We start from the raw sequence: 24,076 nt of genomic DNA, 5'->3' as shown, positions 1-24,076 counted from the left end.
AGAAACGAGAGGCGAAAGCGCAGGAATTGCGAAAGGTGGTACTGGAGGCGATGTACGCGTAGGCCCGGTAAGCGCAGCGCCACCGGGCGTTTTTAGCGGCTAAAAAGCCTCTTTACAGCGGCCTTCCCCGACGCCGTCACAACCACCTCCCGATACCCCGCCACCCGCAGGATCCAGCCTTTATTTTCCAGATGATCGAGCAGCAACGCGCCGGCTTCTCCGCCCAGGTGAAACCGCCGCTCGCTCCAGTCCAGGCAGGCGCAGCAGGCCTTCCGGCGCGGATGCGCACTTAACGAAATGCCGAGCGTCAGGAACTGCTCCCGGCCATAGAGTGTCAACGCTGAACCGTCAGCCTCCAGCCAGCCTTCCGTCTGCATGAAATCATAGATCTGCACCGCCACCGCGCCTGCGAGATGGTCATAGCAGGTCCGGGCTTCACGCATGGCTTTCGGCGCGGTGGTTTCCGGCGGGGTAATGCGGCTCCACGAAAGCCCCATCATCTGCTCCACCAGCGCCGCCACGTCGTGCCCGGCAAGACGATAATAGCGATGCCGCCCTTGCGACAGGCAGGTTATCAGTTGCCCTTCAAGCAGTCGGGCGAGATGCCCGCTGGCGGTCGACGGTGCGACATCTGCCGCCGCGCTCAGTTCGGTGGCCGTCCACGCCCGCCCGTCCATTAGCGCACAAAGCATCTTCACGCGCGACGGATCGGCCATTGCTGCCGCCACCGCGGCAATCGCCTTTTCCAGTATCGCGCTGTTATCAGGGGGTAAACTCGTCTTAAGCATGGGCCGCCCAGGGTTCGGTGATCTCAGCGGCCAGCTTATCATTATCCGTCAGCAGAATAAGGTGATTCGCATGGTCGCTGTACTGGGTCAGGATAGACACACCGCGTGCCGCCAGCGCCGCCGCGATCTCGCCCAGCTCGCCAGGGCGTTCCTGCTTAAGCTTTCTGATCACCGGCTTTCGCACCGCCTGCACGGTAAACCCGTCGTCGAGCAGCACGCGTCGCGCTTTTTCCCCGTCTTCCACCAGGAAATGGGCATGTGTACCAAATACGCCACCGCCCTCCAGCCCCACGCCGTTGCGGCCCAGCAGCTGCCCAAAGCGCGCCAGTTCACCCGGGATATCGCGAAAAATGACATGAACGTCATACATCGGCATGCCCTCCGGTTTCAGAGGTATATTCCCGCACGACCTGCGCCACCCGAATGCGGTAGTACGCAAAAATTGACTCCCGTCCTTCGGCCTGCGCCGCCTGATGGAAGACGTTCTGCTTCCAGCGGCGGACAGCTTCTTCATCCCGCCACCAGGAAAGGGAGAGGATTTTGCCGTCGGTCGTCAGGCTCTGGAACCGTTCGATATCAATAAAGCCGTCGATGTCCGCCAGCAGCGGCTTAAGCTCTGCGGCAAGCTGAAGATAGCGCGCCTGATGGGCAGGCGCGGCTTTGGCTTCGAAAAGGACTGCGATCATGGTTTTCTCTCCGTTGTGATGTTGAGGAGAGAATGCAGGAGGGAAAAGCACAATGCTTCGGCAAGGAGCGAAGTGTTGCGCCGGATGGCGCTGCGCTTATCCGGCCTACGGGCTCATGTAGGCCCGGTAAGCGCAGCGCCACCGGGCGGGTTTTATCCCACAATCGACCTCGGCTCCATAAACGCCCGAATTCCCCACTCGCCCATCTCGCGCCCCAAACCGGAGTGCTTAAACCCGCCGAACGGCGCTTTCGGTTCATGGGCCAGGGTGTTCACCAGCACGCGACCGGAAACAATCTGCTGCGCCACGCGTCGTGCGCGGTCCACATCGCCGCCCAGCACCATCGCGCTCAGGCCGTAGTCGGTGTCGTTGGCAATGGCGATCGCCTCCGCCTCGTCACGATAGGGGATCACGCACAGCACCGGACCGAAAATCTCGTCACGGGCAATCGTCATCCGGTTGTTCACGTCGGCAAACAGCGTCGGACGCACAAACCAGCCGTCCTGCGTGCCGTCCGGTCGTCCTTCACCGCCCGCCAGCAGGCGTGCCCCCTCTTCGAGGCCTTTACGGATATAGCCCTGCACCCGCAGCCACTGCTTCTCGCTGACCATCGGGCCGACTTCTGTCGTGCTGTTGCGCGGGTCGCCGGATTTCACCGCCGCCACGGCTTGCGCCAGCGCGGTTTCGATCTCCGCCTTACGCGAGTAAGGCACAAGAATGCGCGTCCCGGCCACACACGCCTGCCCGCTGTTCATAAACCCGGCCTGAATCACCAGCGGGATCGCCTGCGCCAGATCCACATCATCCAACAGGATCGTCGGTGATTTACCGCCCAACTCCAGTGTTACGCGCTTAAAGCTTTCCGCCGCGTTGCGAAGGATCGCCTTGCCGGTATTCGTGGAACCGGTGAACGAGATTTTTGCCACGTCCGGATGACGGCTGATGGTCTCGCCCACCGTCTCGCCGCGTCCGGTGACGATGTTAAACACGCCCGGCGGCAGCGCGGCGTCGCGCAGCGCTTCGGTGACAATCTGCGTTTGCAGGGCGCTCATTTCGCTCGGCTTGATCACCGCCGTGCAGCCCGCGGCGAGCGCGGCCGCCAGTTTGCCGCAGATAAACCCGGCATCGCTGTTCCACGGCGTAATCAGCCCGGCCACGCCAAGCGGCGTCATCTGCACCGTTGCGGCACCTGCGGGGGTGACAAACTCAAACGCCTCCAGCGCCTCGATGGCCTGAGCAATCACCTCTGCCGGATAGCTTGCCATCCATGCCGAGCGCGAGGCGGGCGCGCCGTACTCCTCGACAATGGCGTCCAGCAGCGCATCGTGACGGGCGGCCACGGCGGCGTGCATGCGCTTCAGCGCGGCGATGCGTTCCTGCTTTGTGGTCTGCGACCACGCCGGAAACGCCGCTTTCGCCGCCGCGATAGCGCGTTCAGCGTCAACCTCATCCGCCAGACGAACCTGGCCGATGACCTGCGCCGTCGCCGGATTGTACAAATCAAAACGTTCGGTCCCGTGCGGGGTAACAAACTCGCCGTTAATAAAGATCTGTTCGATAGTGTGCATATCACCCTCCTCAGGCTGTATGAGACCAGTCTGTCACGGCTTCTCCGTTGCGATAATCCACGCTATGCTGCAAGGGTTGTTTCGATTTTCAGGATAATCTATGCATCGTTCAGGTCTGACAGAGCTGGAAGTGGTGATGGCGGTGGTGCGACGCGGCAGCTTTCGCGGCGCAGCGCAGGAGCTGGGGATGTCCGCCACGGCGGTCAGCAACGCCATCGCCGGGCTGGAGAGCCGCCTTGAGACGCGACTTTTCAACCGCACCACCCGCAGCGTGGCGCTCACCGACGCCGGACAGCGCTACGTGGCGCGTATCGGCCCCGCCCTGCAGGAGATCCGTCTCGCCGGGGAGGCAATCCACAGCGAAACCGGGGAACCCGCCGGTACGCTACGGCTGAACGTGCCGAATAATATCGGCCCCCTGTTTCTGGACCAGCTGCTGATCGACTACATGATCCGCTACCCGAAAATGCGCGTGGAAACGGTGAGTGAAGCAAGGATGATCGACATCGTTGCCGAAGGCTATGACGCAGGGATCCGCCTCGAAGAGTCCGTTCCGCAGGACATGATCGCCGTGCCGCTGACCGGAGAGATCCGCCAGCTCGTCACCGCCACGCCGGACTATTTCGCCCGTCACGGCATACCCGAGACGCCGGACGATCTGCTTTCACATCAGGGGATCGGCATGCGTATGGCGCACGGTGGGATCTACCGCTGGGAGCTGGCCCGTCGAGGGGAAACGTACGCGCTTGCCGTGCCGCCGCGCTTTGCGACGTCCGATCTTTTTGCCTCGATCCGCGCCGTGAAAGCGGGGTTAGGGGTGGGATTTTTACCGGAACTCTATATTCAGGACGAGCTGAAAAGTGGGGAGCTGGTGAGCGTCTTAAACGACTGGACGCAGCCGTTTGCCGGGCTGCGCCTGTACTATCCCGGCCATCGCCACGTCCCGCCAGGGCTGCGGGCGCTGGTGGCGATGATCCGCGAGCGCGGAATTATTCCAGGTTAGCTTTATTCAGCCCGTACGCCGCATCCAGCGAACCGGGCGCCATGCGGGAGGTTATCCCCAGACGGTTCCAGGCGTTGATCGCCACGATAGCGAAGTTCAGCTCTGAAATCTCCACGTCCGAGAAGTGCTCCGCCACGCTGCGGTACAGCGCGTCACTCACCCCGTGAACGCCAATCTGGGTCAGCGCTTCGGTGAACGCCAGCGCGGCTTTCTCACGGGCGCTGAACAGCGGGGACTCGCGCCAGGCCGCCAGATGGTACAGGCGCAGTTCGCGCTCGCCGGCGATTTTCGCCTCTTTTGAGTGCATATCCAGACAGAACGTACAGCCGTTCAGCTGCGACACGCGAATGTCGATAAGGTGCTTCAGCGCCGGGTCGATGGAGGTTTTTGCTACCTCCATGCTCAGGGCAGACAGCGCGTTGGCGAGGGCAGGTGTAACTTTATGGTGGTTAACGCGAGTGCTCATGGTCTTTCCTCTTTTTGTGCGGCATGTGCCGTGCGATGAGGCAAATCTACGCCGTTCATGACATAGTAAAAAGATACAAAAAGCGTGAAATGAGGTAGGACATGAAGCCGGGCTATCACGAGATTTATTCCCGCTACCGCGACAACATCATGCGCGGCGTGCTGAAGCCGGGCGACAGGGTGCCTGCCATCCGCGTGCTGGCGGAAGAGCTGAAGGTGGCGCGTAAAACCGTCGAAACGGCGTACGCCATTCTGACGGGTGAAGGGTATCTGGTGAGCCAGGGCGCGCGCGGCACGCGGGTTAACCCGGACTTACTGCTGCCGGATAAGACTGCCCCTGCGGAGCAGCCTACCGGAGCGCTTCCGGCCTCGCTCATCAGCCAGCGCGAGCGGGCGGGGTTTCTGCGCCCCGGCATCCCTGCCCTCGACAGTTTTCCGTATAAAAAATGGCTGCTGCTGGCAGGCCAGGCGACGCGCGCCATGCGTCAGGAGGAGATGCTCAACCCGCCCGTTCTGGGCTGGTATCCGCTGCGCCAGGCCATCGCCAGATACCTCAATATTTCACGCGGTTTATCCTGCACCGCTGAACAGGTGCTGATCACCAGTGGCTACAGCGGCAGCCTGCGGCTGATCCTCGACACCCTCGCCAGCCGCAGCGACAAGGTGGTGTTTGAAGATCCGGGCTATTTTATGGGCCAGCAGTTGCTCAAGCGGATCGTGCCGCGCCTGCACACCGTGCCGGTCGATCGCTGCGGCATCGACACGGACTACCTGCTGCACCACCATCGCGACGCCCGATTTGCCATCGTCACCCCGTCGCACCAGAGCCCACTGGCGGTCACGCTCTCCCTGCCGCGTAAGCAGCAGTTGCTCGACTGGGCCAGCCAGAACGAGGCGTGGATTATCGAAGACGATTACGACGGGGAGTTTCACTACACCCGCAAGGTGCTACCGTCGCTGAAAAGCCTCGACCAGCACGACCGGGTGATTTTTATGGGCACCTTCAGTAAAACCATCATGCCGTCGCTGCGCATGGGCTACGTGGTGATGCCCGCCAGCACCGTCGGAGCCTTTACCGACTGCGCGGACATCACCACCAGCGGCCAGCCGGTGCTGACGCAAAAGATCCTCACCGCATTTCTCAACGAAGGGCATTTTTTCCGTCATCTGAAAAAGATGCGCGCGCTGTATCAGACCCGCCGCGACTGGATGATTGCCGCCCTGCAGGAGGTGTATGGCGATCTGTTTTTCACCGAGCAAAACGACGGTGGGATGCATATCGTGGCGTTCCTGACCAAAGGAAGCCGTGACCGGGAAGTGGCGCGCTGCTGGCAGGAACAGCAGCTGCAGGTCAATGCGCTCTCAGAGTGGTATCGCGGGTCGGGCAAACGCTACGGGCTGGTGATGGGCTATAACAACGTGCGGTCGTATCAGGAGGCGCTGGATTTACTGGAAAAGCCGAAGCGGCAGACGTTTGCGCTGTTGCGCTGAGAATCGCCCGGTGGCGCTACGCTTACCGGGCCTACGGGATCGAGTAGGCCGGGTAAGGCGCAGCCGCCACCCGGCGACGACGTGGATCACACATCATATCGCGATAACCCAACATCCTTGAGCTGCTCGTCGCTCATCTGGCTCAGGATGCGGCGGGTGCGGTTGATGCGATACCAGTTACGCAGCGTTTTTGCGATCCAGACAAACACAATAAACGGACGTTTTGAACGATTCTCGTAGAATTCCATGATGCTCTCCTCACTGTGTCAGTGGGGTTATCATCCCGGAAATCCACCCGTGCAATACAGATGCAAAAACAACTTTTGTTTAACATACAGATCCGCTAAAACAGTATCTGCATGGCAATTTTCGCAGCAATCTGTACTGGTTTTATAATCTGTATGGTGAAAACAAAGGATACAGCATGACACGCTACCAACATCTGGCCAATCTTCTGGCTGAACGCATTGAGCAAGGGCTGTATCGCAGCGGCGAACGTCTGCCGTCGGTGCGCACGCTGAGTCAGGAGCACGGCGTGAGCATCAGCACCATACAGCAGGCCTACCAGATCCTCGAAAACCTCCAGCTGATCACGCCTCAACCGCGCTCCGGCTATTTTGTCTCACCGCGCAAAGCCCAGCCGCCCGTCCCGGCGATGACGCGCCCGGTGCAGCGCCCGGTGGACGTTACCCAGTGGGATGAGGTGATGATGCTGCTGGACGCCCGCGCCGACAAAGAGATGATCTCCTTCGGCGGCGGTTCGCCGGACATTAACCAGCCGAGCCTGAAGCCCCTGTGGCGCGAGATGAGCCGCATCGCGCAGCATAACCCTGGCGAGATGCTGAGCTATGACGTGCTTGACGGGCGTCTGGAGCTGCGCGAGCAGATCGCCCGCCTGATGCTGGACGGCGGCTCCACCGTTTCGGCAAGCGACATTGTGATCACCAACGGCTGCCACGGCGCGCTGTCGATCGCCCTGCTGTCGGTATGCAAACCGGGGGATATCGTGGCGGTGGAATCGCCGTCGTTTCACGGCACCATGCAGATGCTGCGCGGGTTTGACATCAAGGCGATTGAAATTCCCACCGACTCTGAAACCGGGATCAGCATCGAAGCGCTAGAGCTGGCAATGGAGCAGTGGCCAATCAAGGCGGTGATCCTGGTGCCCAACTGCAATAACCCGCTCGGGTTTATCATGCCGGAGGCGCGGAAAAAGCAGGTGCTGGCCCTCGCCCAGCGGCACGATATCGTGATTGTCGAGGATGATATTTACGGCGAGCTGGCGGCGGAGTACCCGCGCCCGCGGACCATTCATTCGATGGATATCGACGGCCGCGTGATCCTCTGCAGCTCGTTTACCAAAACTGTGGCGCCGGGCCTGCGCGTCGGCTGGATTGTGCCGGGACGCTACTACGACCGGGTAATGCACATGAAATACGCCGCCGGCGGATTTAACGTGCCGGGCACGCAGATGGCGGTGGCGGCGTTTATTCGCGACGGTCATTACCATCGCCACGTGCGCCGTATGCGCCAGATTTATCAGCAGAATATGGAAACCTACACCTGCTGGGTGCGGCAGTATTTTCCGGCAGAGATTTGCGTCACGCGCCCGCAGGGCAGCTTCCTGCTGTGGATTGAGCTTCCGGAGAAGGTCGATATGGTGTGCGTCAGCAAGCAGCTGTGCCGGCTGAAGATCCAGGCCGCGGCCGGGTCGCTGTTTTCCGCATCAGGGAAGTACCGTAACTGCCTGCGGATCAACGTGGCGCTGCCGCCGACGGAGAAACATCGCGAGGCGCTGAAGAAGCTGGGTGAAGCGATTGTGATTGCGATGGAGGAGGGCTAGTGCGGCCTGATGCCCTCACCCCGCCCTCTCCAACGGTTCAGTAAGCCCCTATAGCGGGCTGGTTTAAATGCCATTACTCAACCAGCCGCTGAGTTACAGAGCGCTGCCCTGCTCCTGACGTGACGGCGCGTGCGTCAGGAACTGCACCTCAACGCGGCGATTACGCTCATCGCTGGGTGAAATCCCTTTTAGCGGCTGAGAGTCGCCAAAACCGGCCACAATCACACGATGCGATTGCTGATCGTTGAGGTTCGCAATTAACAATTTACGTGCTTCACGGGCTCTGGCAGCCGAGAGCGTGTAGTTATCGTCATACACGGTACAGAACCTGGTGTAATCGACCACAGGGTTATTCACGCTGATGTTATCCGTGTGCCCCTCAACAAAAACCTGAGTGTTCGTCGAACCGCTCACGAACGCCTGAATCCGTGGTGCCAGACGAGCAAGTGCATCTCTTGCCTGAACGGTGATACAGGCACTACCGCGGGCGAAGATTTTATCGCGCAGCGTAATTTTTCCGCTGGCTATATCAAACCCCACCAGCGCAGCATCCCCCTGATCCACCATCTCCTGCTGCATGCTGTGCATCATGGCATTCAGTTTCTGTTGCGCGGCTGCCTGGCCGCTGTTTTTCTCCTGTTCGCGTTTTACGTCAGCCACTTTGTTTTGCAGTACCGATAACACCAGCATCAGCATCACCACGGCCATGACCCCTGCCATTAGATCGGAAATAGAAATCCACTCATTCGGTTTATCTTTCATCGGCAATATCAAACCTCAACACGTTCGGCGACAAGCTGTTGAGCCGGGAGCAACTTATCGATGCGGGTGCACAATACAGACACCTGAGTAGTGATCTGTTTAACGGTTTCCGGCAATGTACCCAGCAGATCGAAGGCCTCGTTAAAGCGCGTGATGTAGTGCTCCATCTTACGGTTGCCTTCGGAAACGGCGGCCAGACCGAGAGCGATCTCCTTCGTGACGCGCTGAATATAGTTTGTCATAGAGGTGACTTGTTCATTCAGCGTCATGCTGGTTTCGGAGAATTCATCCATCGCCTGACGTTGAATTTTCGCCGCGGCTTCGGTTCTCTCTTTCACCGTGGTCATGGTTGAATCGATCTTCGAAGACATGTTGTTAACCGACTCGCTGATCTGCGAAGTGGCGGATTCCAGCTGGTTGGCCATCTGCGTCATGTTGCCGCGGAAAGACGCATCCATGCTGGCGATAGCACCGTTAAGGGAGGTTTCTATCTGGCCCATTGTCGTACTGAGCTGATGAGTAGACTCCGCCAGCTTATCGCTCATCTGCTGCACGTTGCGAGTGAAGTCGGCATTCATCTCATTCACTACTTGCGACAGCTCTTGCTTAATGCCGGTCATGAGCTCACTAAGTTCGGCACCCAGCGCGGTAACCACTTTTTCCAGGCTCATCGCCGAGCCAGAGACTTGCTGCGAAGCATCACTCATAGTAGTCGCCGCCTGCTGCAGTGCCACCAGGTTCTCTTCACTTTTACGGGTGTAAGTTTCCAGCAGATTGCGCGACTGATTATTAATATCTGCGATCTCTTTTAACGCCGCCAGATGGTATTGATGACGCTGCGCTTCCTGCTCTTCACTACGTTTTGCCTGCTGACTGAACTCCTCGCGCAACGCGACAGTTTGCAGCGCCATCGCCTCCACCAGACGCTCGGTAGCCGCGTTACGTCCAGCTTCACGCTGCTGCTGCCGGGAAGCGTTTTCCTCCGCCTGCAGAGTATATTCTTCGGTCAGGGAGTGCTGCAGTTTGGCCATACACCAGTTGAGACGGCGCTCTTCATAGCCATTTTTCGACTCCCAGATTTTGAGGGCGATAAAGGCAATAATCCCCCAGGTTGAGGTTTTGAATTTCGTGCCCAGCCCCTGCATCATCTCCATCAGGTCGCGCATGGAGGAGTCCATTGCACCAATGCTGTTTCCCGCGTTATGCAAAATGCCGGAAGCTTTATCGAGCGCCAGCCCCAGCCCAAGAAAGGTTCCCAACAGACCAAGGATCAACAGCATACCCGGCATAATGGCGGCTATTTTCTCAGCTTTGGTCGCCAGTGATTGGCTCAGCTCAGCGGCCGATCCCATTTCTGCACTCACCCCCGGCTGAGCAGCCTGTAATCCACTTTGCTCCCAGGCCTGCTGCCAGCGCGCTTCCTGTGCATTGCGCCTGACGGAGAGCCAGGTGTAGATTACTGCCAGCAGCATTACGCCGAAAAAGCCCATCTGCAGCGCATCAAAGCCTGGGATCAAAAAGTGGCCAATTTCAGTTAGCAGATTCATGCAACCACCTCGACGAGCAGACCCGCTTCAGTACGTTTCTGGCAATCGGCAGCAAATATGTTGGCGAAATCGGTAATTAAGCTCTGTTCCTGCCTGGAAAGAGAAGACCAGGCGCGATCGTTTTGCGAGCAGTCGATCAGCAGTGCACCCACAATCGCCCCCTGATCGAGCAGATATGCTTTGCCTTCCGCAATCAGCTGCTGTTCTTCTTTTTCGAGCATCTGTAGAAAGCCTTCCGCCGCGTTGACGTAGCTATGGCGCGCCAGTAGATCGTCGCCTAATTGTTCGAGATCGGCCGTATCACGCGGCAGGGTGATTTTAAGATCGTTCAGCACGCCCACTTCAGCCGGTTCAAGTTCTTCGTATTTTAGCGCGCGCACCAGACGGTTATGCAGCAAACGATCTTTCGAAAGCGCGCTGTTTTTCTTCTCCCACTCTTCTTCCAGAAGCTGACGGCTTTTCTCCCATGCAATAATCATCTCTTCGAAGACAAACGGGATAATCGGCTTGCCGAATAGTCTCTGAGTGAGGTTATCCAGACGCAGAGTATCGGCATCACTAAACTCTGCCTCCTGCTGGATCAGCGCGTTCGCGGCATAAACCATAAAGTGCATATCCGCATCGACATCGCTGATGGACTTCACGGCCTGCATACGGGTTTCATAGAAGGCGAGCAGCTTTTGCACTGCACGCAGGCGCAGGAAATACTCGAAGTCCTGCAGCGTATCTCGCTTCACGGCGAAATCCACTTCTGCTTTTGCGATAAGATAGCTGTTCACCAGTGCGAAAGCCGACACAGCCTCTTTCTCCTCACCACTCAACTCACCTTCCGCTTCAGCCATAGCCTGAGCATGATGGCGAGCCTCTTCAAGCTCCTGCTCCTCCATTTGTTTCTGGTGGGCGTTTTTACACCAGTTAATGACCCACTCCAGGGCTTTCTGCAGCTTTTTTACCAGCGGTTGTTTATCAAGTTTTTCCAGCCATGCCAGCGCGCGATCCAGCCCTGCCAGCGCGCTCTTTACCCATGGCAATGTGATAAAACCGCCTAGCATCTGAAGAATTTTACGTCCCGTGCCGATATGCGGCTTAATGCGTTGCCACATCTGGCTGACTTTGCCAACAAAACCTTCCGCTTTTTCTGCCATGAAACCGATCGCTTTTCCGGCCATTTCTTTTGCTTTGCTGACGACGGATGAAGCGACATCACGTACGTACGAGACTGCAGAGCAAATACGACTCCATAAACCCATGATTCAACCCTTAGCTCAAACCGAGCATTTTTTTTGCTGTGTTAATGTGTGGTGGAACGAAAGATGCCGCGTTCGATATCGCGCCGTAAGCATCACGAATTTGCGCAAGTGCACTTTCAAGATGCTTAAGCGTAAGTTTTTGTTCTGATTCCAATACGGCTTTAGGTAGAGCCAGGCGCATGGCATTCCGGATATCTCGGCCAGAGAGCCCTTCGGAGAGAGACACGGCGCTTTCCAGCATCGTTTCCCGTGCATCGGCAAGCGGAATAGCGCGCACGAGCAATTTTTCCCAGATGCGAAAACGCTCTTGGCTGCCGGGTAACGTAAAACCAACATGGTGAGAGATACGGCTGAGGAATGCGCTGTCGTAGTTTTTGACGAAGTTGGTAGCAAAGATGACGATACCGGTATGCTTTTCCAGCTCAATCAATAAGGTGGAACGCATCGCGTTTACTTCATTATCAATGCCCTGAGTAACAGATGAGAGACGTTTACCCAAAAGGGTGTCTGCTTCATCAAAGAACAACACGGCCTCTTCCTCCGTGGCCTGACGGAAAAGAGCAGCGATATTTTTCGCGGTTTCCCCCATAAATTTGCTTTCGAGATCGGCAATACTGACAACCATAATCTTGCGCTTAAGCGAACCCGCCAGCGCCTCTGCCGTCAGGGTTTTGCCGGTTCCTGGTGGGCCAAAAAAATTCAGCACGATCCCGTTCCCCGTAGGGTCGACCGCTGCGAATTCCCATTCCACGTAAATTTTATGGAAGTGGTCAATTTTGGCTCTGGCTTCATCAAGCTGGGCAATGACCTGCGTCGTCAGCGCCACATCGTTTTCTAGCGTAAAACGGGGAATAACCGCTGATGCAAACGCCTTATTTTCTTCACCGGCTGCTTTCTCCAAGCCCTGCGTAAATTGCGGTCGAATTCGTCCCAGAGACATGTATTACCTCATTATGGGCTGTGGGAAATTTGAATTAAGTTGCTGGTGCAATATTGGTTAACGGCAAGAGCGTCGAAAACTCCAATGATATTTCCTACCGTTTCGAGCAGACCTACCAATATTGGTCAGTGAAAAGAAAATAGAGGATGGGACTGACAAAATGTGTCAGAAAAAAATATGGTTCAAGAAATATGAAGAATACCTGGAAAAGGTTCCAGGCATCACCATGATTACGCTTTAAGAGGAAGGGGGGCGATGGAAACCAGCTCCTGGAGCAGTAGCGCGTTATCTTCCGATTTAAATAACAGACGCAAATCTTCCTGCTTACGGGTAAAGGCAAGTGACTGTGGCTCAACGCGACCGCTGATGCTCTCCTTAACTTTGCTATTACACCACTGGCGGTAATGTTCCAGCGTGGCAGCATAGCGGCGTGAGTTTTCGCGCATCAGGTGCTCTGCCAGCCTGAATTTCCCGTAGCGATCGCAAAGTTGACTCTCGATGTAGATCGCTTTTGGCACCAGATCGAGCATGAGAGTAATGAAATCCAGAACCTGTTCTAAATGCCTGTCGCTGAGTTTATCGGCAAAGGAGAGCAAGTTATCAATAAACGAGAGAACCTCGTTGCGTTCATTGCCCATTCGGACAATGAGGTGTGCCGCAACGTCATGCGTCTCATCCACCAGCGTGCGATCCAGCAACATAACGCGAGCAGACTCCACGACGCCAAAGTAGCGAGACAGTTTATCCATGTAGAAAATAACATTCTGCGCGTGCACATCTTCGGAGATCAGATCCATGCTCTGCTGCAGTTGATCAATTTTTTTCGACAAATACATGGTTTGTACCACCATTGCCCCCACGATGATCCCCGTGGAGACGCCGACTGCAGCCAGCTGAACGGTCTGTGCCATTTGTGTAAGTTGTTTGATGTCGCCAATGGAGGCCGTTTCCAGCACCACCTCTTTTAGCGGAAGGTGTTGAGCGATCCCGCTTTTACCGGACATGGCGTGCCAGTACGCTACGCCATCACGAATAATGACGTGCCCGGTTTCCAGCGCGCTTTTAACATCTTTGTACACATTCACCCAGTCGATAGTAAGCAACGTTTCCTTTATCAAAAGAAATCTCCAACTTTGTTTAGCATTTGCTGGCGCATGGCAGCAATTTGCACCACGGCAGGCAGCGTAACGCGAAACGCCGGGCCGCTGATGGCCGGGATAGTTAGTAACGCGGTAATGGCCATGCCGATCGGACCGGCAAAAATCCCAATCGCGCGTACCAGTCCCGCATTGGCGGCCAGCGCCAGTCCCCTGCCCAGCACCGCTTTCGCAACGGCATTCGCTACGATCATCGCCACCTGGTAGGACATAAATCCGCCCATACGGATTGCGGTGATGATTGCCGTCAGTGCCGCACCACTAGCAAGATTCCCGTCAATTTTGAGTTCGCGGCGGATGTTGCGGCGCTCTTCCTCATTCATTTTATCCCAGGAGTCAGTGAATAATTTTGCGAGAAGGGCCTGCTCAATATCGACAGTATCCGCAGAGAAATCGGCTTTAACGGAGAGTTTCTTGCATACGTCCGTCAGGATTTCTTTATAAAGCACGCCGTTACCACGGAAGAGGTTAACAAAGGTATCGCCACCGAAATGTTGTAGCTCCGCCCCGATGAGTTGCCAGACCTGCTTATAGTTTTTACCTGCATCCTGAAATGCTTTCTCACCCGTTAAGGACTCAGTGTAACGCGTCGACCCGTCTTTATCCGTGGTGAGATAGTTAACCAATACTTCCAGCATCTCGTTGTCTGAGTAGCGAAGTAGCTCAAGGTCTTGATCTGTTCTGTATTTTCCCATTATCTCTTACCAGCCGAAGGCTATTTTCATTTTAAATTACGTAATTTTTAAGGGTGCCTGATAGGTGTTAACGGCATTTGCAGAAAAAACTGCAATGAAAACCCTTCTCTTTTTAGGTAGTACAAGAATAACCGCAGGTAATGACAGAACATGTCAGCGGAAAGCAGAAAAAAACGGCCTTAACCCGAAAGCTAAGGCCGTATTGGCGGTAAACGTCACTACTCGTCGAAGTACCAGTATCCCTGGTTAATCAGCCCGGTGAGCTCTTCGACAAACGCCGGGTTTTTCAGCGCATCGCCCAGCTCGGCCTGACCGAGTTCGGTGTAGCGGCACAGCGCATCCGCCGCCTTCGCGTCTACCGTCTCCAGCTGTTCGCTGTTGATGAAGAAGCTGCCGTTGATGTTCAACACGCGCAGGCCGCTCAGGCGAGACAGCGTTTCGCCGCCCTGCAGCGCGTCCAGCACCTCTTCCGGCGCGTACGGCGGCTCGGCGGCGGCAATATCCAGCTCGTGGCGCGGCGTGGAGACAAAGCTGCCGAACCATTTTGTGAAATCATCGGGCTTGCCGATCATGTCGATCATCATCTGACGAATGCGATCGAGCTCGTACTGCTCCACGCGGCCCGGGTGTTCGCGGCAGGTCAGATCCGGATCGCTGTAGTGCTCGCCGCCCAGATCGTTTTCCAGCGCATAATCGGCGAAGCTGCTGATCAGATCGCGGCCGTTTGGCCCACGGAAGCCGACGGAGTAGTTAAGCGCCGTTTCATGGGTAAAACCGTCGTGCGGGAAGCCAGGCGGAATATAGAGAATATCGCCCGGCGCCAGATCTTCGTCGATGATCGGCTCGAACGGATCCACATGCAGCAGCGCCGGATGCGGGCAGAACTGACGCATCGGCAGCTTGTCACCCACGCGCCAGCGGCGGCTGCCCATCCCCTGAATGATAAACACATCGTACTGATCGATATGCGGACCCACGCCGCCGCCTGGCACGGAGAAAGAGATCATCAGATCGTCCAGACGCCAGTCCGGCAGAACGCGGAACGGACGCACCAGCTCCGCCGCGGGCATATGCCAGTGGTTCACCGCCTGCGCCAGCAGCGACCAGCCGGTTTCGCCCAGATCGTCAAAGTGCTCGAACGGACCATTGCTGGCCTGCCATTTACCGTTGAAATGGCTCACCAGACGGCTATCGACTTCTGGCTCCATCGCCAGACCCGCCAGCTCGTCCGGAGTAATCGGGTCGACAAAATTCGGGAAGGCATTTTTTAGCACAACGGGTTGCTTTTGCCAGTATTTCTCAAGAAATTCCGGCCAGTTCAGGTTCAGTTGATACGCCATGGGTAGCACCAGTGAGAAGGGAAACAGGCGCGATTATAGGCAAGAAGGCAGAGGGGGAACTTGTCATGGGTCAAACCAGCACGTGTAGGTCGGGTAAGGCGAAGCCGCCACCCGACACAAACACGCCGCGAAAACTTAATCCAGCTTCAGCTCGTCATAGTGGGTAATCAGTTTACCCACGATGCCGTAGTCCAGCGCTTCCGCCGGGGACATCCAGAAGTTGCGGTCGGTGTCTTTTTTCACTTTTTCCAGCGGCTGGCCGGTAGCGTCGGCGATCAGCTTGTTCACGCGATCCAGCATGCGGATGATCTCGCGCGCTTCGATCTCAATATCCGTCGCCTGACCGCGCACGCCGCCCAGCGGCTGGTGGATCATGAAGCGGGTATTTGGCAGCGAGTAGCGGTGCTCTTTTTTCGCAGCCAGGAAGATGGTGATCCCGGCGCTCGCGACCCAGCCGGTGCCGATCACGTGCACTTCCGGGCGAATGAATTTGATGAAGTCGTGGATGGTGTCGCCCGCTTCCACGTGGCCGCCCTGGCTGTTGATGTACAGCTTGATCGGATCGTTGCTGACGCTTTGCAGCAGGATCATCTGGGTGATCACTTTCTGCGCCAGCTCCTGGTTGATCTCACCGGAGATCACAATCGAACGAGACTCCAGCAGTTTTTGCTGCAGAGCGCCCGCGCCGTTTGACCCTTCCGCTTTTTCCTTGTCGCTTTCTTTCAGTGTGTAGTGCATTGTTATTTCCTCAGCTTGTCGCGCTCAAAACCAGAGTGTAGCCTGTTTTACCGATCAAAGTCCTCACAGACAAATAACGAGGGAGCTTATGCATATTGCCCATGTTGCACTGTGGACCCGAAACCTGAACGCCCAGGTTCAGTTCTGGGAAACGGTTTTTAATGGCCGCAGCAACGAACGCTACGTCAGTAAAAATCGTCCCGGGTTTGAATCACACTTTATTACGCTGAATGACGGACCGACCATCGAGCTGATGACGCTGCCGGACCTGCCCGCAGCCCCGTCACATCCGGAGTTTATCGGCTGGGCGCATATTGCCATCAACGTCGGCAGCAAGGCGCAGGTGGACGACATGGCCGAACGGGCGCAGGCCAGCGGCACGTTGCTCAGCGCCCCGCGCATGACCGGAGACGGCTTCTATGAAGCGGTGATCGCGGACCCGGACGGCAACCGGATTGAGCTTGTCGGTGCATAACATCAGCGTTTCGTTCCTGAACTCGCCCGGTCACGGATCGCTATACTTCATATGATTATCATATTGTTAAATGATAATTATAATTAATGTGTTAAGATGAAAGTCAGCATAAACAGTCCCTTACGTCACTCCTGGGGGCTGTTTGCATCCTCGACATGTAAATCAGCACCGGGGCGGTGAATGGAACACATTGTGTATGTGGTTGATGACGATGACGCAGTCAGACAGTCCGTAATTGGGCTGCTGGAATCCGCAGACTTAAACGCCATCGGCTTTTCATCGGCAGAAGCGTTTCTTCAGCACCGCTTTGAAGAGCTCCCCTCGTGCGTGGTCCTCGATATGCAGATGCCCACCATCTCGGGTTTTGAGGTGGCAGGTGCCCTCAAGGACAGCGGGCGTGAAATCCCGATTATCTTTCTCACCGGCCACGGCACCATTCCGATGTCGGTGCGCGCCATAAAAGGCGGCGCTTACGAATTTCTCACCAAGCCCGTCGAATCCACCGCGCTTATCGACGCCATTGAGTCCGCGCTGCAGCTGGCGGAAAACAACGCCGAGCGCAATAAAGAGCACTACGCCCTGAAGCAGCGCCATCTCTCCCTCACGCCGCGCGAACACGAGGTGCTCACGCTGGCGATAAGCGGCATGCTGAATAAGCAAATTGCCGCCGAGCTGGGCGTCAGCGAGATCACGGTGAAAGTGCATCGCCGCCGCGTAATGGAGAAAATGCAGGTGCGCTCCGTGGCAGAGCTGGTCAGGGCCGTTGAGCGCCTGACCAAAAGCCAGCCTGCGGAGTAACGTTTACCCTTCCTGTACCGCCAGCGGCAGCGCAAAGGCAAACACCGTGCCGTAAGGCTCCCGGCGGCGCGCGCTCAGCTTCCCGCAGTGGCGCTCAATGATGCTGGCGCTGATGGTCAGCCCCATCCCCATCCCCTGTGGCTTGGTGGAGTAGAACGAGTCAAAAATCTGCTCCAGCCGCTCGGGCTCAATGCCGCTCCCGGTATCGGCGATCTCAACGATCGCTTTCCCGTCCGCGTTGCTGGTGCTGAAGGTGATGGTGCAGGCGCGATCCTTCACCTCGGCCATCGCCTCAACGGCGTTCATCACCAGGTTAAGCAGCACCTGCTGGATCTGCACGCTATCGCCGGTGATAAAGCTGTCCTGCGCCTTCAACAGGTAATCAACGCTAATGTGTCGCTGCTCCAGCTCGCTGCGGGAGAGCGCGATGATATGGTGGATCAGATAGTGCAGATCGATGCGCGAGAAGGTGGGATCCTGCTTGCGCGTCAGGGACTGGATGCTGCGAATGATCTCCCCTGCCCGCGCGCCTTCCGCGGCGATCTCTTCCAGCCCTTCCCGCACTTTATCCAGCCGGGCCGGCTCCCGGCTGAGCCAGCGCAGGCTCGCTCCGGCGTTAGAGACGATCGACATCAGCGGCTGGTTGATCTCATGGGCGATGGAGGAGGTCAGCTGCCCGACGGTGGTGGCGCGGGACACCCTCGCCAGATCCGCCTGCGCCACCCGCATGGCATCCTCCGCGGCGCGCTGGCTGGTGATATCGGTGATGATGCCGTAATACTCGTTCACCTCGCTGCCCACGCCCACCGGATCGCCAATGCCGAGGATATAGCGCGTTGAACCGTCGGTACGCTTCACCCGAAACTCCGCGCGCATGGAGAGCCCTTCGCGCACGCTCTGCGTGACGATGGTGCTGATGCGGGCATAGTCGTCTTCATGGACGAAGGTCAAAAACTCCGCCATGGAGATCATCTTTTGCTGCTCGGGCAGGCCGAGGATGCGGGCGTACTCCTCCGAGACAAACATCAGATCCTGCTCCAGCTCCCAGCGCCAGCTGCCGGTGTGGCTGATCTGCTCGCCCAGCATCAGCGAGGTCTGGCTGGCGCGCAGCTCTTTTTCCACCCGACGGCGCTGGATGTTCTCCCCCAGCAGCTCGGCGTACAGCCGCGCCGTTTCCAGGGAGACTGCGGCCTGCGCCCCCAGCAGGCTCACCACGCGAGAATGCTCGGCGGTGAAAACTTCCGGCATCAGGCGGTTTTCCAGGTAGAGCACGCCCACCAGCCGCGCCTGTTTGAACATCGGGACGCACATGACGGCCGCCCCCGAGGTCACCAGATAGGGATCCTGACTGAAGGGGTGAAACTCCTCCGGCTTACCGGTGCGGATCTCCTGCCCGGTGCGGATCACCGCCGCCAGCACCGACAGGGGCATGTCGGTCGCCGTCGGCACGTCTTTCAGGATCCGCACCCGCACGCCGTCGGTGCTGGTCCAGGCGCTGGCCTCGATCTCCGGGATCAGGTTATCGCTCACGCGAAGCAGCAGGCCGCGCTGCGCCCCGGCGCGTTCGAGGAGGATCGTCATCAGGTTTTCAATTAAGCGCTCGAGGTTGATCTCTTCCGACAGCGCGCGGGAGGCTTTGATGACGCTCTGCAGATCGCGGATGGTCTCGTTCTGGGCGAACGCCACCGTGTCATAGGCGCTCGCCTGCCCGGAGGCCAGCAGATGCGGGAAATCCTGCTCCAGCTGGCGCACCTTGGCCTGCGCGCCCGCCCGGCCCCAGGCGGCAATTGCGCCACGGAAGTGTGCATCCGAGGCGGTTGGATAGCCGCAGGCCAGCGCAAAGCGGCCCGCCAGCTCGTGAGCCAGGGCATTAATCGGATTAAACCCGCCCTCGCGGGAGAGCCGGACCGCCTTCTCATACTGCTCAAGCGCGATGCTGTTCATCCCGTCCAGACGCACGATTTCGGCGTAGATCAGCGCCTCTTTATCCGCGAACGTGCCGGGATAAATGCGCGCCCAGAGGGCGATTTTGTCATAGTGAGCGTGAATGCTGCGGCGTTGGTTCGCCGAGAAGGTCTCCGGCGTTAACTGACGCGAAAGCGCCAGCGCGCTGTAAAGATGGTAATCCAGCAGATGGATGTGCCCCGGCGCAGACCACGCGTACCACCCCGCCATCTCCAGATCCGCCTGCGCGTCGGCATACTCGCCGCAGGTAAAGTGCGCCATGCCGCGGTAGAGCCAGTACCAGAACAGCATGGTGGAGGTCTGCTCCGGTGCCTGCTCCGGCGACGCGGGCAGCAACGCCTCCGGCAGCACCTGCGATGCGGTCCAGGTGCCGATAACCGGCGTGCGCAGGAACTCAACGTAGCCGCGCTGGACCATCAAAATGGTCTCCACGTCCTGGAAGTGGGTTTTACGCACGAACGCCAGGCCGCGATCGATGCTGGTCAGCACCCCGTCCAGGTGATCGCCCCGGGAGAGGAAATTAATGACCTGGTGGCAGGCCGCAAAGCAGGCCATCGTCATATCGCCGTGGGTCACCGCCGAGGTAAAGCAGGCTTTCGCGCACTCGATGGTAAACGATAAAGGCTGGGTCCAGACGCTGAGCTGGTCGAGCGGCAGCAGGGTTTTAGCTTCGAATGCGTCGTAGCCGTGGCGATTGACCAGTTCGCGGGCCAGGGTGCCGTACTGAAAGCCGAGGCGATACTCGGCGTAGCGGTGGCCCATCAGCACGCCAAACCAGGCCATCGCCGTGGTGGAGGCGCCGGTAATACCGTGGTCGAGCGTCAGGTGCATCATGCGGCAAAGCAGTAAAAAGTGCAGGCGCGGACAGATGAAGCTGGCGCAAATGCTGGCGCTGTAGAGCAGGTTCATCACCGCTTCGGTTTCCGGGTTATCCATCCGCGAGAGCGGGGCAAACAGGGTTTGCGGCGCGTCGCCCGCGCGGTTACAGAAGTGTTCCCAGGCCTCGTCGCAGTCGGCATCTTCCGGATAGCGGCCGATCTGAATACCAAAGACCCCCAGCCAGCAGAGCGCCGCTTCCAGCGCCAGACGGCTGTCCGACTGGCGAATGTACACTTCCACCAGCAGATTGGCCGCCAGCGCCTTTTCGGTCAGCCCACCGGGGCAGCCTAGAATGGCGTCACACAGCTCGCGGGTGCGCGCCAGGTGCCCCAGCGCAAACTCGCAGCCCGCCTCTTCGATATCGAGCATAAAGTCTGACACCGTCCCGGCGTTGCCCAGCGCTCGGGCAGTCTGGATATAGCTCAGCGCTGAAAGATAATCCCCCGAGCGTTTCGCACGTCGCGCGGCCAGCAGGCTCAGCTCGCGGAACATCTGGCGCTGCGGGGCGGGCTGGATGCTGTCCAGCGCGGCCGTGACGTGATGTACGGCGCGAAACAGCAGCTCATTCCCCGCCGCCTGCCGCGCGGCGTCGGCCAGCAGGCTGGCGGTGGTCAGATGAAGATGGCTTTTCTCATGCCGATCCAGCAGCGCAAAGGCGGCCTCCTGCACCCGGTCGTGGGTGAAGGAGTACGCTTTCTCCGTCAGCACGATCAGCTGCGCCATGACCGCCGGATGCAGCGCGTAGCGCATTTCCGCCATCGATATACCAACCACGCGGCAGATCATCTCCATTTCGCCCGTGCCGCCGAGGCAGGCAAGGCTGCCCAGCAGGCGACGCGTCTCGTCGGGCAACTCTTCCAGCTTCTCCAGCACCAGGGTGACGACGTTTTCGGTGTAATGCCGGGCGCGGATCGCCTGCAGATCGTAGTGCCACTTATCCTGATATTTATTGTGCACCACCAGCCCGTCATCGACGATGCGGCGGAAAAATTCGTGTACAAAGAGCGGGTTGCCCCCGGTCTTTTCATGGATCAGCGTGGCGAGGTCGGTCGTCGCCGTGCTGCGGGTGCGAAATACCGTCCCCAACCAGCGGGACACGGCTTTGACAGACAGCGCCTGCGGGACAATTTCGCTCGCGTGCTGCGCCGCCTCCGGCAGGCTCGCCAGCTGCTGTTGCAGTGCGGGTTCGGACAACGAACCGATGTCGCGGTGAGCCACAACCACCAGCAGCGGGATCGCGCCGCAGTTCACCAGCAGATAGTTGAGCGTATGCAGGCTGGCGGCGTCGCTCCACTGGAGATCGTCGAGCACCAGCACCAGCGGGCAGCCCTGCGAGGCAAAGGTTTTCACCAGCGCCAGCACCATATGGCTGAAGCGCGCCCGGGCATCAATGGAAAACGTATCCGCCGGGAAGCGCGGTTTGCGCTCAAGCAGCAGGCCCAGCTCGGGCACGAGGCTGACGGCCAGCGCCTCGTGTCCTTCCAGGGCGCGAGAAAGACGGATTTTCCACTTCGCCACCTCGTCTGCCGGCAGGCCCAGCAGGTGCAGGGTCAGGGGGCGGAACGCGGAGCTTAATACGCCGTAGGGCAATGACGGTGAAAACTGATCCACTTTGCCCACCGCCAGCAGCACCGTGCGCTGCTGGAGCGTTTTTAACGCCGTCGCAATGATGGAGGATTTGCCGATCCCCGACGGCCCGCCGATGGTCACCAGCTCCGGCACGCGGTTCTGCCCCACCCGCTCAAACGCGGCAATGACGTCATTCGCCTGCGGATGCGTCGCGAACAGCGAGTCCGCCAGAAGAAAAGCCGGGGTGCGGTCCTGCTGGCCGGGGGTAAAGGCAACGATCTCGCCCTCACCGGTCAACGTCGCCTGGCAGCGGCGGAGGTCGGCAATCAGCCCGTCAACCGTCTGGTAGCGGTTATCGGGGTGCTTCTCCAGTAGCTTCAGGATGATGGTCGACAGCATTCCCGGCACGTCCGGGCGTATCGCATCCGGGGCCAGCGGCGCCGAGGCAATATGGTAATGCGCCCAGTTGGTCCGATCGTCCTCCCCCCGTTCAAACGGCAGGCGTCCGGTCAGGAGTTCATACAGCACCACGCCGAGGCTGTAGAGATCGCTGCGGCCATCGACGGGGCGCTGGGTGCGGGTGGTATGCTCCGGGGACATATACGCTGGCGTGCCGCCTGAAACGGCAAGCCGGGTCTGCGCGAAGGCGCCGGAGAGGCTGCATGAAAGGCCAAAGCTGCCCAGACGGCAGGTGGCATCGTGATGAACAAAAATATTGCCGGGCTTGATATCGCCGTGGATCAGGTTTTGCAGATGCATCTGGCGCAGAGGAACGCAGATCTGGATCGCCAGCTCGATAAAGCGCGCGATCCCCGAGATCGCCCTGCCCGCGCGCCGCGCCAGCAGCTCAAACGAAAACGGGGCGTACACCAGCGCGAAGCGTCCCCGGTACTGGGTGGACGCGACGGCGCGAATGGCCCAGCTGTCCTGCAGCGCGTCACGCAGCGCAAACTCGTTTTTCAGCAGCCGGGTGGCCCGCTCTTCCTCTTCGTCGCTGACCGCGGTGGCGATAATGAACGAGCCGCCGGAATGAGGATGTCGCGCGTGCATCCAGGCGATTCCGCCCTCCTGCGCCAGCACGGTAAAAATCACATCCTCTTTAAGGACAAAAACCCGCCCCTGGTGAAGATTTCCCTGGGCGGGCCAGAATGCAGGCTGCTCGTGTTCGTTCATCCGCGATCCTTATTGTCGGCGGGCCAGCTCCCGCTGAATATGATCCAGCAGAATATCGATGTTAATCGGCTTACGCAAAAAAGCAGCGGCGCCCAGACCGAGAGCGTACCGCTGCATATTTTCATCAGCATGGCCGGAGATAAAAAGCACGGGCGGAGGCGGTACGGCCAGCAGCCGCAGCTTGTCAAACAGCTCAAGGCCGCTCATGCCCCGGAGCTTGATATCGGTGATCACCAGCGCCGCGCCGGACAGGGCAAGCGGATGGCTCAGAAATACCTCTGCCGAATCAAACGTGTCGGTTGAATAGCCTTCCGACTCCAGGAGATTACTCAACCCGCTGCGGACGGAACGTTCGTCATCAATGATGGCAATGCGCCACGGCAGCGTCATGCTGTTATTCCTCTAACCAGTCATTTTACGTCGCGAGGGTCCTTCGCGGGCGCAGGGGGCGCCGTGCCGCTGATTTTCGGTACGCATTCGTGACGAAACCAGGCGAGGGTGAGCGGTTCGCGACTCAGTAAACGTCGTCCCACCGGGATAAGCTGTTCGCCCACCAGCATGCCGAACAGGCCAAGCAGGGCGACAACCGGCGGTGCCGGGGAATGGACGTCGAGCAGAGCGTAAATTACCCCAGCAACCACGCCGCACACCAGCGAAATTATCCATGCTTTCATGATGACGCTCCCGTCTGCGATGCTGCCTGCGGAACGGTCACCTGAGGAGGTGGGGCGCCGTCGCGGGATAACAGATGGCGCGTCGCCTGTTCACCCGCCAGCATCCCCAGCAGGCCAATCAGCGCCAGCGCGGGCGGCGCGGGGGAGCGCACCTTCAGCACGGCATACATCAGGCCAATCAACACGCCTGCCGCAAGGGATATCAGCCCAGTACTCATCGTGAACTCCAGAGAAAGAGGCAGCGGCGAGCCGGATGAGGGACCAGCCCGC

At 58.5% G+C, this 24,076-nt stretch carries 23 protein-coding genes; 5 read left to right on the top strand and 18 right to left on the bottom strand.

Going from position 1 to position 24,076, the window contains the following annotated elements; translation table 11 throughout:
* Positions 1-92: 92 nt before the first annotated feature.
* From ABFV38_RS02780 to ABFV38_RS02765, 4 genes are all read right to left on the bottom strand, one after another.
* Complete coding sequence (locus tag ABFV38_RS02780; RefSeq protein WP_348958424.1) at positions 93-788, bottom strand: winged helix-turn-helix domain-containing protein; 696 nt, start codon at positions 786-788, stop codon at positions 93-95.
* Complete coding sequence (locus ABFV38_RS02775) at positions 781-1,158, bottom strand: amino acid-binding protein (RefSeq protein WP_348958422.1); 378 nt, start codon at positions 1,156-1,158, stop codon at positions 781-783. The genes ABFV38_RS02780 and ABFV38_RS02775 overlap by 8 nt, the downstream gene beginning before the upstream one ends.
* Positions 1,151-1,474, bottom strand: coding sequence for an antibiotic biosynthesis monooxygenase (locus tag ABFV38_RS02770; RefSeq protein WP_023618387.1), 324 nt, complete (start codon positions 1,472-1,474; stop codon positions 1,151-1,153). Before ABFV38_RS02770 ends, ABFV38_RS02775 begins: the two co-directional genes overlap by 8 nt.
* A 152-nt stretch (positions 1,475-1,626) precedes the next feature.
* Positions 1,627-3,042, bottom strand: coding sequence for an aldehyde dehydrogenase family protein (locus tag ABFV38_RS02765; RefSeq protein WP_348958420.1), 1,416 nt, complete (start codon positions 3,040-3,042; stop codon positions 1,627-1,629).
* A 100-nt stretch (positions 3,043-3,142) separates the two neighbouring features.
* Here ABFV38_RS02765 and ABFV38_RS02760 point away from each other — a divergent pair, with 100 nt between their 5' ends.
* Positions 3,143-4,045, top strand: coding sequence for a LysR family transcriptional regulator (locus tag ABFV38_RS02760; protein ID WP_348958418.1), 903 nt, complete (start codon positions 3,143-3,145; stop codon positions 4,043-4,045).
* Here the strand turns inward: ABFV38_RS02760 and ABFV38_RS02755 are convergent.
* Positions 4,032-4,511 (bottom strand): carboxymuconolactone decarboxylase family protein, encoded by a 480-nt coding sequence (locus tag ABFV38_RS02755; protein ID WP_014882392.1) that lies wholly within the window; start codon positions 4,509-4,511, stop codon positions 4,032-4,034. The two genes, ABFV38_RS02760 and ABFV38_RS02755, sit on opposite strands and share 14 nt — an antisense overlap.
* 101 nt (positions 4,512-4,612) lie before the next feature.
* Between ABFV38_RS02755 and ABFV38_RS02750 the strand changes: the two genes are divergently transcribed.
* Complete coding sequence (locus tag ABFV38_RS02750; protein WP_348958415.1) at positions 4,613-6,001, top strand: PLP-dependent aminotransferase family protein; 1,389 nt, start codon at positions 4,613-4,615, stop codon at positions 5,999-6,001.
* An 86-nt stretch (positions 6,002-6,087) separates the two neighbouring features.
* Here ABFV38_RS02750 and ABFV38_RS02745 read toward each other — a convergent pair whose 3' ends face one another.
* Positions 6,088-6,249, bottom strand: coding sequence for a DUF1127 domain-containing protein (locus ABFV38_RS02745; RefSeq protein ID WP_022650337.1), 162 nt, complete (start codon positions 6,247-6,249; stop codon positions 6,088-6,090).
* Between the two features lie 176 nt (positions 6,250-6,425).
* Here ABFV38_RS02745 and ABFV38_RS02740 point away from each other — a divergent pair, with 176 nt between their 5' ends.
* A complete protein-coding gene (locus ABFV38_RS02740; protein ID WP_235402567.1) occupies positions 6,426-7,844 on the top strand; it encodes a PLP-dependent aminotransferase family protein in 1,419 nt (472 codons plus the stop codon).
* Between the two features lie 93 nt (positions 7,845-7,937).
* Here ABFV38_RS02740 and ABFV38_RS02735 read toward each other — a convergent pair whose 3' ends face one another.
* From ABFV38_RS02735 to ABFV38_RS02700, 8 genes are all read right to left on the bottom strand, one after another.
* Entirely contained in the window at positions 7,938-8,606 is a 669-nt protein-coding gene (locus ABFV38_RS02735; RefSeq protein ID WP_045908093.1) for an OmpA family protein, read from the bottom strand.
* Between the two features lie 8 nt (positions 8,607-8,614).
* Entirely contained in the window at positions 8,615-10,153 is a 1,539-nt protein-coding gene (locus tag ABFV38_RS02730; RefSeq protein ID WP_045908092.1) for a hypothetical protein, read from the bottom strand.
* On the bottom strand, positions 10,150-11,403 hold the full coding sequence (locus tag ABFV38_RS02725) for a hypothetical protein (protein ID WP_045908091.1): 1,254 nt from the start codon (positions 11,401-11,403) through the stop codon (positions 10,150-10,152). The genes ABFV38_RS02730 and ABFV38_RS02725 overlap by 4 nt, the downstream gene beginning before the upstream one ends.
* 10 nt (positions 11,404-11,413) lie before the next feature.
* Positions 11,414-12,343, bottom strand: a complete 930-nt coding sequence (locus tag ABFV38_RS02720) for an ATP-binding protein (protein WP_045908090.1) — start codon at positions 12,341-12,343, stop codon at positions 11,414-11,416.
* A gap of 230 nt (positions 12,344-12,573) precedes the next feature.
* Positions 12,574-13,461: a hypothetical protein gene (locus tag ABFV38_RS02715; RefSeq protein WP_348958411.1), complete on the bottom strand. Its 888-nt coding sequence runs from the start codon at positions 13,459-13,461 to the stop codon at positions 12,574-12,576.
* Positions 13,458-14,195 (bottom strand): DUF3944 domain-containing protein, encoded by a 738-nt coding sequence (locus tag ABFV38_RS02710; protein WP_045908088.1) that lies wholly within the window; start codon positions 14,193-14,195, stop codon positions 13,458-13,460. The genes ABFV38_RS02715 and ABFV38_RS02710 overlap by 4 nt, the downstream gene beginning before the upstream one ends.
* Positions 14,196-14,413: 218 nt before the next feature.
* Complete coding sequence (locus ABFV38_RS02705; protein WP_023326636.1) at positions 14,414-15,535, bottom strand: cupin domain-containing protein; 1,122 nt, start codon at positions 15,533-15,535, stop codon at positions 14,414-14,416.
* Between the two features lie 135 nt (positions 15,536-15,670).
* Complete coding sequence (locus ABFV38_RS02700) at positions 15,671-16,273, bottom strand: ATP-dependent Clp protease proteolytic subunit (RefSeq protein ID WP_024909504.1); 603 nt, start codon at positions 16,271-16,273, stop codon at positions 15,671-15,673.
* An 88-nt stretch (positions 16,274-16,361) separates the two neighbouring features.
* Between ABFV38_RS02700 and ABFV38_RS02695 the strand changes: the two genes are divergently transcribed.
* Positions 16,362-16,748: a VOC family protein gene (locus ABFV38_RS02695; protein WP_045908085.1), complete on the top strand. Its 387-nt coding sequence runs from the start codon at positions 16,362-16,364 to the stop codon at positions 16,746-16,748.
* A 180-nt stretch (positions 16,749-16,928) separates the two neighbouring features.
* Positions 16,929-17,546 (top strand): response regulator, encoded by a 618-nt coding sequence (locus tag ABFV38_RS02690; protein WP_348958408.1) that lies wholly within the window; start codon positions 16,929-16,931, stop codon positions 17,544-17,546.
* A gap of 3 nt (positions 17,547-17,549) precedes the next feature.
* Here ABFV38_RS02690 and ABFV38_RS02685 read toward each other — a convergent pair whose 3' ends face one another.
* The 4 genes from ABFV38_RS02685 to ABFV38_RS02670 are packed head-to-tail and all read right to left on the bottom strand — an operon-like array spanning position 17,550 to position 24,024.
* A complete protein-coding gene (locus ABFV38_RS02685) occupies positions 17,550-23,132 on the bottom strand; it encodes an AAA family ATPase (RefSeq protein WP_348958406.1) in 5,583 nt (1,860 codons plus the stop codon).
* A 9-nt stretch (positions 23,133-23,141) separates the two neighbouring features.
* On the bottom strand, positions 23,142-23,522 hold the full coding sequence (locus ABFV38_RS02680; protein WP_008501346.1) for a response regulator: 381 nt from the start codon (positions 23,520-23,522) through the stop codon (positions 23,142-23,144).
* Positions 23,523-23,542: 20 nt separating this feature from the next.
* A complete protein-coding gene (locus ABFV38_RS02675) occupies positions 23,543-23,806 on the bottom strand; it encodes a XapX domain-containing protein (RefSeq protein ID WP_024909507.1) in 264 nt (87 codons plus the stop codon).
* Positions 23,803-24,024 carry a DUF1427 family protein gene (locus ABFV38_RS02670; RefSeq protein WP_024909508.1) on the bottom strand — a complete coding sequence of 74 codons (222 nt, stop codon included), beginning with the start codon at positions 24,022-24,024 and terminating at the stop codon, positions 23,803-23,805. The genes ABFV38_RS02675 and ABFV38_RS02670 overlap by 4 nt, the downstream gene beginning before the upstream one ends.
* Positions 24,025-24,076 lie beyond the last annotated feature (52 nt).

The sequence above is a fragment of the Enterobacter cloacae complex sp. Mu1197 genome, assembly GCF_040059225.1.
GTDB lineage: Bacteria > Pseudomonadota > Gammaproteobacteria > Enterobacterales > Enterobacteriaceae > Enterobacter > Enterobacter quasiroggenkampii.
This window is presented reverse-complemented; position numbering and strand designations above follow the sequence as displayed.